This window comes from Helicobacter sp. 219-2 (assembly GCF_030053225.1).
Taxonomy (GTDB): Bacteria; Campylobacterota; Campylobacteria; order Campylobacterales; family Helicobacteraceae; genus Helicobacter; species Helicobacter pylori_C.
This window is the reverse complement of sequence record NZ_JASGBS010000001.1, coordinates 1,488,524-1,501,211: the sequence shown is the minus strand read 5'-3', so window position 1 is coordinate 1,501,211 and position 12,688 is coordinate 1,488,524. Positions and strand designations below refer to the sequence as shown.

Below are 12,688 nucleotides of genomic sequence, written 5' to 3'. Positions count from 1 at the left end.
ACTGAATGTTGAAAAGAATTATATTCTTAGGGGCTTTGGGTGTTGGAGCGAGCGCTGAAGAGAGCGCGGCTTTTGTGGGAGTCAATTACCAGGTGAGCATGATACAAAATCAGACTAAAATGGTGAATGACAACGGCTTGCAAAAGCCTTTGATAAAGTTCCCGCCTTATGCAGGAGCGGGTTTTGAAGTGGGCTACAAGCAATTTTTTGGTAAGAAAAAATGGTTTGGCATGCGTTATTATGGGTTTTTTGACTATACGCACGATCGCTTTGGCGTGATGAAAAAGGGTATTCCGGTGGGCGAGAGCGGGTTTATTTACAATAGTTTTAGTTTTGGAGGGACGACCTTAACAGAAAGGGATTCCTATCAGGGGCAATACTATGTCAATTTATTCACTTATGGTGTAGGGTTGGATACGCTGTGGAATTTTGTGAATAAAGAAAACATGGTTTTTGGTTTTGTGGTGGGGATCCAATTGGCTGGGGATAGTTGGGCAACGAGCATCAGTAAAGAGATCGCTAATTATGCAAAACACCACAGCAATTCTAGTTATAGCCCGGCTAATTTCCAGTTTTTATGGAAGTTTGGGGTCCGCACCCATATCGCTAAACACAATAGCCTAGAATTAGGGATTAAAGTGCCTACGATCACGCACCAGCTTTTCTCTCTTACCAACGAAAAGGGATACACCTTACAGGCTGATGTGCGCAGGGTCTATGCGTTTCAAATCAGTTACTTGAGGGATTTTTAACCCCTTTTTAGATACAATCACGCCTGAAACTATCCATTTAAAGGTGTGAAATGGCAAATTTAGAAAATTTAGACTGGAAAAATTTAGGCTTTAGCTACATTAAAACGGATTTTCGCTTCATCGCCACTTATAAAAACGGCTCGTGGTCGCAAGGTGAATTGGTGAGCGAAAATGTGTTACAGCTCAGCGAAGGCTCGCCGGTCTTGCACTACGGGCAGACTTGTTTTGAAGGCTTGAAGGCTTACCGCTCTCAAAAGGGGAAAGCTCTACTTTTTCGCCCTTTAGAAAACGCCAAACGCTTGCAAACTTCATGCGAAAGATTGCTCATGCCCAAAGTGAGCGAAGAGCTGTTTTTAAGGGCATGCGCTGAAGTAGTGAAAGCGAATCAAAAATGGCTCGCTCCTTATAAAAGCGGGGCGAGTTTGTATTTGCGCCCTTTTGTCATAGGCGTAGGGGATAATTTGGGGGTGAAGCCGGCCAGTGAATACCTTTTTATCGTGTTTTGCGCGCCTGTGGGGGCGTATTTTAAGGGGGGTATAGAAAAAGGAGGGGCTAGGTTTATCACTACGGCGTTTGATAGGGCCGCGCCTAAAGGCACCGGTGGGGTGAAAGTGGGGGGGAATTACGCTGCAAGCCTGTTAGCCCACAAAATAGCCACAGAGCAAGGCTATGATGATTGCATTTATTTAGACCCTGCCACGCACACTAAAATTGAAGAAGTGGGGGCGGCGAATTTTTTTGGCATCACGCATGATAACGCCTTTATCACCCCGCATTCGCCAAGCATTCTGCCAAGCATTACAAAAAAAAGCTTGATGGTTTTAGCTAAAGAATGTTTGAACCTCAAAGTAGAAGAGAGGGAAATCCTAATGGATGAGTTGGGTGCGTTTAGAGAAGCTGGAGCGTGTGGGACAGCTGCGATCATTACGCCCATTAAAGAAATCGCGCACAATAACAAGTCTTATTTTTTTGAAGCACCGGGCCATACCACTAAGCAACTCTATGATTTGCTTTTATCCATCCAACAAGGCGAACAAGAAGCCCCCAAAGATTGGATTTTTGAAGTTTGCTAAAAGGTTAAAATTTATAGCTGTATGCCGCATAAAATAAGGGCGAAGTCTCAAAGCGTCTGGAGCTAGAAAGCAGTCTGGCGGTGGGTAAGATTTTAAACCCTAATTCAATGCGGTGCCTTAAAAAAAGCGTGAGCATGACCCCCCCATTAATCGCTAAGCCCCCTGAAACCACAGAATGTTTAAAAAACTTGAAATTTTGCTTGTCTGTATAAACGACTAAAGCCCCCCTAGCTCCCCCAAACGCCCCCAAATAATGCTTATAACTCCCTAAAGGAAATTCCATAATAACATCCAAACCCACCGCAAGCATGGTAAAAAAAGAGTTTGTAGGATCTTTATGGCTTTGGTAATTCACTGTTCCTGACCCAAGATCCCATGCAAAAACCCCCCTAATCCCGATATATTTTTTAAAAAAACTTTGCACGCCGGTTTTTAAATTGAGCGTTGCAATCCAATCTTTCATTTCCTGGCCTTGATAGTCCTTAATGGCCTCTACAGCGCCAAACCCTCCTAAAAAATACCACCCGCTTTTTTTACGAGTGAGCTTTTGGCGGTTAATGATGCTTCTATAGAGTTTTTCATGGGCTTCTTGGTAATTTTTTTTAGGGGTTTTATCGTGCAAAATAGGCATTGCATCAAGGGGAAAGACAGCAAAACCCCCCATTAAGAAAACACAAAAAAAAATGATTTTTTTAAACATTTTAAAAATAATCAATCCTTTATCAAATGGAATATCGTTTAACTTTTTGTTTTATCATTGTGTTAAAATAGTCGTTTTAACAAACGAAATTTTGTTAATAGATTTTACCTAATCTAAGAGAGAATATATTTTAATGAAGACAGAGAAACAAAAATTTTTAGAAATGCGTAAAGATGGGGCAAACTCTGTGCTGATTTTAAGAGGGGATTGGGATTTTAAAACGAGCGTGTTTCGTTTAGATGAGTTGAAAAAAAAATTATTAGATCATCAAGGGTCTTTAAAAGTGGATTTTTCAGGGTGCCAAAAAATAGATTTTGTTTTTGGCATGTTTTTATTTGATTTGGTTAGGGAGCGTTCTTTAAACATTGAATTGTGCAATGTGAGCGAGAATAACGCATGCGCTTTGAAAGTGGTTAAAGACTGGCTTGAAAAAGAAGAGAATTTAGAGTCTAAAAAAGCGGGCAAACACTACGAGCTTTTGATCACTAAATTGGGTAAGAGCATCGTAGAAACTTACAACACCTTTTTAAACGCGTTTAATTTTTGCGGCATGATTTTATTTTATTTCATTAAAAGCGTTTTCAACCCCAAACGCTTTTGCATCACTCCTTTGCTCTATCATATCAATGAATCCGGGTTTAAGGTTTTGCCCGTGAGCATTTTAACGGTGTTTATCGTGGGGTTTGCCGTTGCTTTGCAAGGGGCTTTGCAATTGCAAGACATGGGCGCGCCTTTAATGTCGGTGGAAATGACGGCTAAACTCGCTTTAAGAGAGATTGGCCCTTTTATTTTAACCCTTGTGGTTGCTGGGAGGAGCGCAAGCAGTTTTACTGCGCAAATTGGGGTGATGAAGATCACTGAAGAATTGGACGCGATGAAAACCATGGGCTTTAACCCTTTTGAATTTTTAGTGTTGCCTAGGGTGTTAGCCTTAGTGATTGTTTTGCCTTTATTGGTGTTTATTGCCGATGCGTTCGCCATTCTTGGGGGCATGTTTGCGATTAAATACCAATTGGATTTAGGCTTTCCGAGTTATATAGACAGATTTCATGACACAGTGGGTTGGAATCATTTTTTGGTAGGGATTGTCAAAGCCCCTTTTTGGGGGTTTGCGATTGCGATGGTAGGGTGCATGCGCGGGTTTGAAGTCAAGGGGGATACTGAGAGCATTGGGCGCTTGACCACTATTAGTGTCGTGAATGCGTTGTTTTGGATCATTTTCTTAGACGCTGTTTTTTCCATTATCTTTTCTAAGTTGAATATATGATGAACGCTATTAACCATCAAGTCTTAATTGAAGTGAAGGAACTCCATAGCGCTTTTGGGAGCACCATTATTCATAGGGGCGTGAGTTTTAGCGTGCATAAGGGCGAAGTGATGGCGATTTTAGGGGGTTCAGGGAGCGGTAAAAGCACGCTTTTAAGGTGCATGATCTTACTCAATCGCCCTACAAAGGGGGAAGTGTTGCTTTTTGGGGAAGATATATGGAAACTTAAAGAAGCAGAGCAGCAAAAGATTTTTAACCGCTGCGGCATTTGCTTCCAGTTTGGGGCGTTGTATAGCTCTTTAACGGTTTTAGAAAATGTGGGTGTCATGCTAGAGCAATACGGCGCTTATTCTAAAAAAATTGTTGAAGAAATTTCTAAAATGTGGATTGAAAAAGTGGGTTTGCCCCCTAGGGCTTACCACCTTTACCCCTATGAATTGAGCGGGGGGATGAAAAAGCGCGTGGGTATCGCTAGGGCTATGGCGACTAATCCGGAGATCTTATTTTTAGATGAGCCAACAAGCGGACTAGATCCTTATAGCGCGGGCAAATTTGATGAACTTATCATGACGCTCAAAGAGAGCTTGCAGCTTACGGTGGTGATGATTACGCATGATTTAGACTCCGTGCATGATTGCGTGGATCGGTTTATCATGCTCAAAGACGGGCTATTAGAGTTTAATGGGGATTTAAAAGATTTTATCAAAAAAGCTCAAACTCAAGGGCTAGATGAAGGCAATTTATTCAATTCAACACGAGGAGAGAAATTTTGGAAAGGCATGTGAATTACACTTTAATCGGTGGGCTCTTCTTTTTATGCTTAGTGTGCATGGTAGGCTTTATTTTATGGCTGGGCCATTTGGGATTAGATGACGGGAAATATTATGAATATGTGGTTTATACGGACAAAGACTTGGGGGGCATTGCGACCAACTCGCCCGTTAATTACAAAGGGATTCAAGTGGGTAATGTCATCAAGGTGGGTTTTGCAAAGGATAAAGTGGGGGTGGTCCGTTTGGATTTGATGATTAAATCCAGCGTTAAGATCCGTAAAGACTCCAAAGTGGCGGTTTCTTCTAGGGGGCTTATGGGGTTAAAATTTTTAGCATTAGAGCAAAGCCACAACGAAGAATTTTATGGCAGTGGCGATAAGGGGGAGCGGATTTTGATCTTTAAAGAAGGGCTTATAGATCGCTTGAGCGTGGATGCTAATCAAGCGATGCAAGAAGTGATGAAAGCGATTAAGAATGTGAATAAGATTTTAGATGATGAAAATGTGGAAAAATTCAAGCACATTCTTGCTTCAATAGATGATCTCATCGCTAACTTGGATTCAAGAAAGGCGCAATTTGATTCCTTGATTGGCAACGCTAACAATCTTGTTTCTAATGTCAATAATGTGGTTTTAGATGTGGATAAACGCATCAAACAGGGGCAATACGACTTTAAAGCGATGTTCACTCCCTTGATCATGCAAGCGCAGTTGAGTTTAAGAAACATTGATAATTTTGTGGAAAAAGGCTCTGCTTTGATAGATAAATTTGACGCTAACCCCTATAAAACGATTTTTGGAGAAAGGAAATAATCATGAGAGCTACGGCGATAAAAATCTTTTCACTCTCATCAGCATTAGCCCTATTGCTTCAGGGTTGCTTGAGCATCAATTTAAAACAAATGCTACCAGAGATCAGAACTTATGATTTGAATGCGAGTTCTTTTGAAATCACGCAATGCCCTAAACCTTTGATCGAAGTGAGGCTTATTAGTATTTTGAGTGCGGATTTATTCAACACTAAAGAGATCGTGTTTAAAGCCCAAGACGGGCAGATCACGCATGGGAAGCACCAAAAATGGATAGACTTGCCTCGCAACATGTTAAAAACCATGTTCATGCAAGAAGCGCAAAAAGCATGCTTAGGCGTGGCTTTGCCCCCTTATGGCGCGGGCGCGCCAACTTATGCGGTTCGTTTTACGATCTTATCGTTTTCTCTTTTAGAAAAAGAAAATTCTACCTATAGGGCGGAATTTGCACTAGGCTATGATATTAGCGTGAAAGGCGATTCGCATTCTGGAGTGATCATTAAGCATGAAAATATTTCTAGTTTGGAAAACAAAACGACCAAAACGACTAAAAATGGCAATCAAGATTTTCAAGAAAGCGCGATACAATCCCTCCAACATGTAAGCGAACAAGCGATGCAAGAAGCGATTTCTTTGATTAAAAAAGCGGTTGAAGCGCAAAGCGTAAGCCCGTTAAAAAAATAAAACATGAGGAGGAATTGTTTGAATTTACGATTGGCTGGAGCAAGCGTTTTAACGGCTTGTGTCTTTTCTGGGTGTTTTTTTTTAAAAATGTTTGATAAAAAACTTTCTAGCAATGATTGGCATATCCAAAAAGTAGAAATGAACCATCAAGTGTATGACATTGAAACCATGCTCGCTGATAGCGCTTTTAGAGAGCATGAAGAAGAGCAAGATTCCTCTCTAAATACCGCTTTACCTGAGGATAAGGCAGCGCTTGAAGCCAAAGAGCAGGAGCAAAAAGAAAAAAGAAAACACTGGTATGAGCTTTTTAAAAAGAAGCCAAAGCCTAAAAGCTCTATGGGAGAGTTTGTGTTTGACCAAAAAGAAAATCGTATTTATGGCAAAGGCTATTGCAACCGGTATTTTGCCAGCTATGTATGGCAGGGCGATAGGCACATTGGAATTGAAGATAGCGGGATTTCAAGAAAGGTGTGTAAAGATGAGCATTTAATGGCGTTTGAATTGGAATTTATGGAGAATTTTAAGGGTAATTTTACGGTAACTAAGGGCAAGGACACGCTCATTTTAGACAACCAAAAAATGAAAATTTATTTGAAAACGCCTTGAATGGGTTTTTGATTTCAAAAACAATCTAAAACCGCTAAATTAGGGATTAAAAAGAAATGTTTGAGCGCTTTTTAAGAGATGATCGCTTGCTTTTTGCTGGCTTTTTTATCCCACTAGTGCGAAAAACTTTGTCCTTTAGGGTGCAAAGAGCGCATAGCCGTTAGGCTGTATTCAAAGCTAAAAGAGGTTAAAACCCCCCTAGTCTAGGAAATATCCATGCAGACTTTAAAGAACAAAGCCTTTCGTGTTGGCATTCACATGTTGGCATTCAATGGAACGCTTTAGTTAGGAAGCTCCTTTCTTTAAGAAAGGGTGCTCTCATTATTGATCGCAAAAGACGCTTGGAGCGTTTTTAGATTTAAGCGCCAAAAGCCCCCTAAAAAGACTTTTTAAAATCAAAAAGAGGGTTTAGGGGTTTTGTCTGTTATTACAGGGAGTTCTGGATAGAGTATTTTAGGTTTTTTACCCTTTAAGGCTTCAAAGAAAGTTTCAATTTTTTTCGCTTCTTCATCGCTGATTTCAATGCCTAACTGGATAGAGCCCATTTCTTTAATCGCATCCTTGACATCCCAAAATTGCCCGTTATGGAAATAAGGCATCGTTTCGGTGATATTCCTTAAAGTAGGCACTTTCACAAGCCCGTTTTTATCGCCTTTGAAATCGCCCACATTAGCGAATTTATAAGGTTTGACCACCCCAAAAGGCTGCATCGTTCCCCCAAGATTAATGCCGTTATGGCAAGCCACACAGCCTTTAGAAATGAATAAATCCAGCCCTTCTTTTTCGGCTTTACTGAGCGCTTTAGGACTGCCTCTTAAAAAATCATCATAACGGCTTGGGGTGATAAGCGTGGCTTCAAACATAGCGATACTATCTGCGATCAATTTAAAATCAATTTTGACTTTAGTGCCATAAGCTTTTCTAAAGAGTTTGACATAGCCTGGCATGGAATTGATTTTTTCTACCACCACTTTTGGATCGGCCCCCATTTCAAAAGAAGACTGGATAGGCCCTTGTGCTTGTTCGTTTAAATGCGTAACCCTCCCATCCCAAAACTGCACATCGTTAAACACAGAGTTATACACCGTTGGGGAGCTTAAAAGGTGGGGGTTTTTCTTCCATTGAGAGCCTACAGCGCTTGGGATCAAATCCACCCCGCCTAATCCTAGGTTATGGCATGTGTTGCAAGACACGAGATAGGAAGTGGAAATCCTAGGGTCAAAGTAGAGCATTTTGCCTAATTCCACTTGAGCGGGGGTCATAATCTCGCTGTTTTTGGTGCCAATACCCACATCTTTAGTTTTTTTAATCTGGTATTCTTTGAGCGCTTTGCCCATAGGCATAGGCTCTAATTGGCTTTCCCTCGCTTTTTTGATCAAATCCATATCGCTTAGAGCATGAACGCAAGAAAAAGCCAAGCAAACGCCCAATAAAATGGATTTCTTCATGATGAACTCCTAAAATGGCATTAAAAATAATAAAAACTTTCTTATTATAACCACCATTTTAAAATAATTTACCACTAAATGAACCGATAAAGAGTTTTTTAAAGAGCGATAGGTATAATGGCATTAAATCCAAATAGGGGTTATACAATGAAAGAGAATAAAGCCTTCACGCATCTGCACTTGCACACGGAATATTCGCTTTTAGACGGAGCGAACAAGATTAAAATTCTGGCCAAACGCATTAAAGAATTGGGCATGAAAAGCGTGAGCGTAACTGACCATGGGAACATGTTTGGAGCGATTGATTTTTATACGAGCATGAAAAAAGAAGGCATTAAGCCTATCATCGGCATGGAAGCGTATATCCATAATGACGACAACCTTTCTAGCAAAGAAACCAAACAACGCTTCCATTTGTGCTTATTCGCTAAAAATCAAGAGGGCTATGAAAATTTGATGTTCTTAAGCTCTATGGCGTATTTAGAAGGGTTTTATTATTTCCCGCGCATCAATAAAAAGCTTCTAAGGGAGCATTCTAAAGGCATTATCGCTTCTAGTGCGTGCTTGCAAGGGGAAGTCAATTACCATTTGAATACTCATAATGAGAGAAACCGCAAGTATGGGGCTAAAGGCTATGATGAAGCCAAAAAAATCGCTTGCGAATACCAGGAGATTTTTGAAGACGACTTTTATTTAGAAATCATGCGTCATGGCATTTTAGATCAGCGATTCATTGATGAGCAAGTCATTAAAATGTCTTTAGAAACGGGGTTAAAAATCATTGCCACCAACGACACCCACTACACCATGCCTAATGACGCCAAAGCTCAAGAAGTGGCGATGTGCGTAGCGATGGGTAAAACCCTAAACGATAAGGGGCGCTTGAAACACTCCGTGCATGAGTTTTACATCAAGTCTCCCGAAGAAATGGCAAAGCTCTTTGCAGATATTCCAGAAGCTTTAGAAAACACCCAAGAAATCGCTGATAAATGCGTTTTAGAGATTGATTTAAAAGACGATAAAAAGAACCCCCCAACCCCTCCAAGCTTCAAATTCACTAAAGCTTACGCCCAAAATGAGGGGCTGAATTTTGAAGATGACGCTTCTTATTTTGCCTATAAGGCTAGAGAGGGCTTGAAGGAGCGCTTAGTTTTAGTGCCTAAAGAAAAGCATGATCAATACAAAGAACGATTAGAAAAAGAAATTGAAGTCATTACGAACATGAAATTCCCGGGGTATATGCTGATTGTGTGGGATTTTATCCGTTACGCTAAAGAAATGGGCATTCCTGTAGGGCCTGGTAGGGGGAGCGCGGCCGGGAGTTTGGTGGCTTTTGCTTTAAAAATCACAGATATTGATCCCTTGAAATACGATTTGCTCTTTGAAAGGTTTTTAAACCCTGAAAGAGTCAGCATGCCTGATATTGATACGGATTTTTGCCAGCGCCGGCGTAAGGAAATCATAGAATACATGATTGAAAAATACGGCAAATACAATGTGGCTCAAGTCATCACCTTTAATAAGATGTTGGCTAAAGGCGTGATCAGAGATGTCGCAAGGGTTTTGGACATGCCTTATAAAGAAGCCGATGATTTTGCCAAACTCATTCCTAACCGCTTAGGCATCACGCTTAAGGGCTATGAAAAAAATGGCGAGTTCATAGAGGGGGCGTGGGAATTAGAGCCTAAAATCAAGGAATTAGTAGAGAGTAATGAATTAGCCAAACAAGTGTGGGAGTATTCGCTCAATTTAGAGAATTTGAATCGCAACGCAGGCGTGCATGCTGCAGCCTTAGTGGTGGATAGCCAAAAAGAGTTGTGGCACAAAACCCCTTTATTTGCCTCTGAAAAAACCGGCGGTATCGTTACGCAATATTCCATGAAGTATTTAGAGCCGGTGGATTTGATTAAGTTTGACTTTTTGGGGCTTAAAACCTTAACCGTGATTGATGATGCGCTTAAAATCATTAAAACGCAGCATAAAATTAGCGTGGATTTTTTATCGTTGGATATGGACGATCCGAAAGTGTATAAAACGATCCAAAGCGGGGATACGGTGGGGATATTCCAGATTGAATCCGGGATGTTTCAGGGGCTTAACAAACGCTTAAGGCCTTCAAGCTTTGAAGACATTATCGCCATTATCGCGCTAGGGAGACCGGGTCCCATGGAATCAGGCATGGTGGATGATTTTGTGAACAGAAAGCATGGCATTGAGCCTATTGCTTATGCGTTTAAAGAATTAGAGCCGATTTTAAAGCCCACTTACGGCACGATTGTCTATCAAGAGCAAGTGATGCAAATCGTGCAAACGATCGGCGGTTTTAGTTTGGGTGAAGCGGATCTCATCCGCCGCGCTATGGGGAAAAAAGACGCTCAAATCATGGCGGACAATAAGGCTAAGTTTGTAGAAGGCGCTAAAAATTTAGGGCATGATGGCCAAAAGGCGGCTAATTTGTGGGATTTGATCGTTAAATTTGCCGGCTATGGTTTCAACAAATCGCATTCGGCCGCTTATGCGATGATCACTTTCCAAACGGCGTATTTAAAGACTTATTACAAGCATGAGTTCATGGCAGCGATGCTCACTAGCGAATCCAATAAGATTGAATCCGTGGCACGCTATATTGATGAGGTCAGGGCTTTAGAAATTGAAGTGATGCCCCCGCACATCAATTCTTCCATGCAAGATTTCAGCGTGGCGGAGTTTAAAAACCAAAAGGGCGAGCCAGAAAAGAAAATCGTGTTTGGTTTAGGAGCGATTAAAGGGGTTGGGGGTGAGCCGATTAAAAACATCATTGAAGAAAGGGCTAAAGGGGATTATAAGAGTTTAGAGGATTTTATTTCACGGGTGGATTTTTCTAAACTCACTAAAAAATCTTTAGAGCCATTAGTGAAATCAGGGAGCTTGGATAATTTAGGCTACACCCGAAAAACCATGCTCGCTAACTTGGATTTGATCTGTGATGCTGGGCGCACTAAAGACAAGGCTAATGAAATGATGCAAGGGGGTAATTCCCTTTTTGGAGCCATGGATGGCGGGACAAAAGAGCAGGTTATTTTGGACATGATTGATTTGGGCGAACATGATGCTAAAACGCTTTTAGAATGCGAATACGAGACTTTAGGCATCCATGTTTCAGGCAATCCCTTAGACGAGTTTAAAGAAGAAATTAAGGGCTTTAAAAATTTAGTCAAAAGCATTGATATTGAAGAGTTAGAGATTGGCTCGCAAGCTTATTTGCTGGGCAAAATCATGGAAGTTAAAAAGAAAATTGGTAAACGAAGCGGTAAGCCTTATGGCACAGCGGACATTTTGGACAGATACGGCAAGTTTGAACTCATGCTGTTTGAAAAGCAATTGAGCGCTTTAGAAGAGTTGGATATTAATAAGCCCCTAGTGTTTAAATGCAAGATTGAAGAGCAAGAAGAGGTCGCGCGATTAAGGCTTTTTGAAATCTTGGATTTAGAGAGCGCTAGGGAGGTTAAAATCCCTAAAGCCCGCTATAAAGACCCTGAAAAGCAAAAAGAAGAGGTGCGCGAAATCCCCCCCATTGAAATACTCGCCTCCAGTTCTTGCTCTTTAGCGATCGTGTTAGAAAACGATGTGAAAAAAGAGTTTTTAAGACAAATCAAAGAGAGCGCTTTAAAACACCAGGGCAAACGCCCCTTGTATTTGATCATCAAAGATAAGAATAAGCAATTCAAAATCCAAAGCGATTTAATGGTAAATGAAAAGATTAAGGACGATTTTAAAGGGTTAGAGTGGAGGGATTTAGCTTGAGGATCAACCAGTTTTTAGCCCATTACACCAAGCACTCAAGAAGAGAAGCTGAAAAATTGGTTTTAGAAGGGCGGGTGAAAATCAATCATGAGCATGCCAAACTCGCTAGCGTGATTAAAGAAAACGACAAGGTGTTTTTAGACAAGCGACTCATCAAGCCCTTAAAAAACAAAAAATTCAGCGTGCTGGTCTATCACAAGCCAAAGGGCGAATTAGTGAGTAAAGCCGATCCCTTAAAACGGCGCGTGATTTATGAAAGCTTGGAGAAAAAATACGCCCATTTTGCGCCTGTGGGGCGTTTGGATTTTGCGAGTGAAGGGGTGCTACTATTGAGCGATAGTAAGGCGGTGGTGAGCGCTTTAATGCATGCGAATTTAGAAAAAGAGTATCTTATTAAAATTCAAGGCTTTGTTACAAGAGAGATGGAAAATGCGATGCAAGAGGGCTTGAAATTAGAAAACGCTACTAAGGGAGCGCACCAAAAAACCCCCATTAAAAGCATGGAATTTGCCCCCTTTATTGGTTATGAAATTATCAAAAACCATGCCAAATACTCTAAACTTAGAGTCATTATCAATGAGGGGAAAAACAGAGAATTGAGGCGTTTTTTTGCGTTTTTTAACGCTGGAGTGTTGGATTTGAGGCGCGTTCGTTATGGTTTTGTGAATTTGAACGCCTTGCCGGTAGGGAAAATGCGTTTTCTAAACCGCCAAGAATACAACGAGTTGCATGCGTTCATGGCTAATGCGGCTAATCTTAAAGGGGATTAGCTTACGAGTTATGCTATACTTTGG

11 protein-coding genes are annotated in these 12,688 nt (G+C 41.1%); 9 read left to right on the top strand and 2 right to left on the bottom strand.

Translation table 11 applies throughout. From position 1 onward, the window contains the following. Nucleotides 1-5 precede the first annotated feature (5 nt). Nucleotides 6-752 carry an outer membrane protein gene (locus tag P6280_RS07265; RefSeq protein ID WP_283237400.1) on the top strand — a complete coding sequence of 249 codons (747 nt, stop codon included), beginning with the start codon at nucleotides 6-8 and terminating at the stop codon, nucleotides 750-752. Between the two features lie 50 nt (nucleotides 753-802). After that, nucleotides 803-1,825: a branched-chain-amino-acid transaminase gene (ilvE, locus tag P6280_RS07260; protein WP_283237399.1), complete on the top strand. Its 1,023-nt coding sequence runs from the start codon at nucleotides 803-805 to the stop codon at nucleotides 1,823-1,825. A 4-nt stretch (nucleotides 1,826-1,829) separates the two neighbouring features. Here the strand turns inward: ilvE and P6280_RS07255 are convergent, their stop codons facing one another. After that, nucleotides 1,830-2,525 (bottom strand): outer membrane protein, encoded by a 696-nt coding sequence (locus P6280_RS07255; RefSeq protein ID WP_000473384.1) that lies wholly within the window; start codon nucleotides 2,523-2,525, stop codon nucleotides 1,830-1,832. Nucleotides 2,526-2,658: 133 nt separating this feature from the next. Here P6280_RS07255 and P6280_RS07250 point away from each other — a divergent pair, with 133 nt between their 5' ends. The 5 genes from P6280_RS07250 to P6280_RS07230 are packed head-to-tail and all read left to right on the top strand — an operon-like array spanning nucleotide 2,659 to nucleotide 6,663. Then, nucleotides 2,659-3,792, top strand: a complete 1,134-nt coding sequence (locus P6280_RS07250) for an ABC transporter permease (RefSeq protein ID WP_283237398.1) — start codon at nucleotides 2,659-2,661, stop codon at nucleotides 3,790-3,792. Beyond that, nucleotides 3,792-4,577, top strand: a complete 786-nt coding sequence (locus P6280_RS07245) for an ABC transporter ATP-binding protein (RefSeq protein ID WP_283237473.1) — start codon at nucleotides 3,792-3,794, stop codon at nucleotides 4,575-4,577. Before P6280_RS07250 ends, P6280_RS07245 begins: the two co-directional genes overlap by 1 nt. Further along, nucleotides 4,562-5,377 carry an MlaD family protein gene (locus tag P6280_RS07240; protein WP_017281032.1) on the top strand — a complete coding sequence of 272 codons (816 nt, stop codon included), beginning with the start codon at nucleotides 4,562-4,564 and terminating at the stop codon, nucleotides 5,375-5,377. Before P6280_RS07245 ends, P6280_RS07240 begins: the two co-directional genes overlap by 16 nt. 2 nt (nucleotides 5,378-5,379) lie before the next feature. Then, the gene (locus tag P6280_RS07235) at nucleotides 5,380-6,057 is read left to right on the top strand and encodes a hypothetical protein (RefSeq protein WP_212872639.1); all 678 of its coding nucleotides are present in this window, start codon (nucleotides 5,380-5,382) and stop codon (nucleotides 6,055-6,057) included. 18 nt (nucleotides 6,058-6,075) lie between these two features. Further along, complete coding sequence (locus P6280_RS07230) at nucleotides 6,076-6,663, top strand: META domain-containing protein (RefSeq protein ID WP_001053512.1); 588 nt, start codon at nucleotides 6,076-6,078, stop codon at nucleotides 6,661-6,663. 395 nt (nucleotides 6,664-7,058) lie between these two features. Here the strand turns inward: P6280_RS07230 and P6280_RS07225 are convergent, their stop codons facing one another. Continuing rightward, on the bottom strand, nucleotides 7,059-8,111 hold the full coding sequence (locus P6280_RS07225) for a cytochrome-c peroxidase (RefSeq protein WP_283237397.1): 1,053 nt from the start codon (nucleotides 8,109-8,111) through the stop codon (nucleotides 7,059-7,061). A 147-nt stretch (nucleotides 8,112-8,258) separates the two neighbouring features. Here P6280_RS07225 and dnaE point away from each other — a divergent pair, with 147 nt between their 5' ends. Both dnaE and P6280_RS07215 read left to right on the top strand, forming a co-directional pair. After that, nucleotides 8,259-11,894 carry a DNA polymerase III subunit alpha gene (dnaE, locus tag P6280_RS07220; RefSeq protein WP_283237396.1) on the top strand — a complete coding sequence of 1,212 codons (3,636 nt, stop codon included), beginning with the start codon at nucleotides 8,259-8,261 and terminating at the stop codon, nucleotides 11,892-11,894. Further along, a complete protein-coding gene (locus tag P6280_RS07215) occupies nucleotides 11,876-12,664 on the top strand; it encodes a pseudouridine synthase (protein WP_283237395.1) in 789 nt (262 codons plus the stop codon). The genes dnaE and P6280_RS07215 overlap by 19 nt, the downstream gene beginning before the upstream one ends. Nucleotides 12,665-12,688: the final 24 nt, after the last annotated feature.

Bases quoted from the DNA above. Each gene is read 5' to 3' on its own strand.
- P6280_RS07265 (WP_283237400.1), top strand. From the start codon at position 6: ATGTTGAAAAGAATTATATTCTTAGGGGCTTTGGGTGTTGGAGCGAGC.
- ilvE (WP_283237399.1), top strand. From the start codon at position 803: ATGGCAAATTTAGAAAATTTAGACTGGAAAAATTTAGGCTTTAGCTAC.
- P6280_RS07255 (WP_000473384.1), bottom strand. From the start codon at position 2,525: ATGTTTAAAAAAATCATTTTTTTTTGTGTTTTCTTAATGGGGGGTTTT.
- P6280_RS07250 (WP_283237398.1), top strand. From the start codon at position 2,659: ATGAAGACAGAGAAACAAAAATTTTTAGAAATGCGTAAAGATGGGGCA.
- P6280_RS07245 (WP_283237473.1), top strand. From the start codon at position 3,792: ATGAACGCTATTAACCATCAAGTCTTAATTGAAGTGAAGGAACTCCAT.
- P6280_RS07235 (WP_212872639.1), top strand. From the start codon at position 5,380: ATGAGAGCTACGGCGATAAAAATCTTTTCACTCTCATCAGCATTAGCC.
- P6280_RS07225 (WP_283237397.1), bottom strand. From the start codon at position 8,111: ATGAAGAAATCCATTTTATTGGGCGTTTGCTTGGCTTTTTCTTGCGTT.
- dnaE (WP_283237396.1), top strand. From the start codon at position 8,259: ATGAAAGAGAATAAAGCCTTCACGCATCTGCACTTGCACACGGAATAT.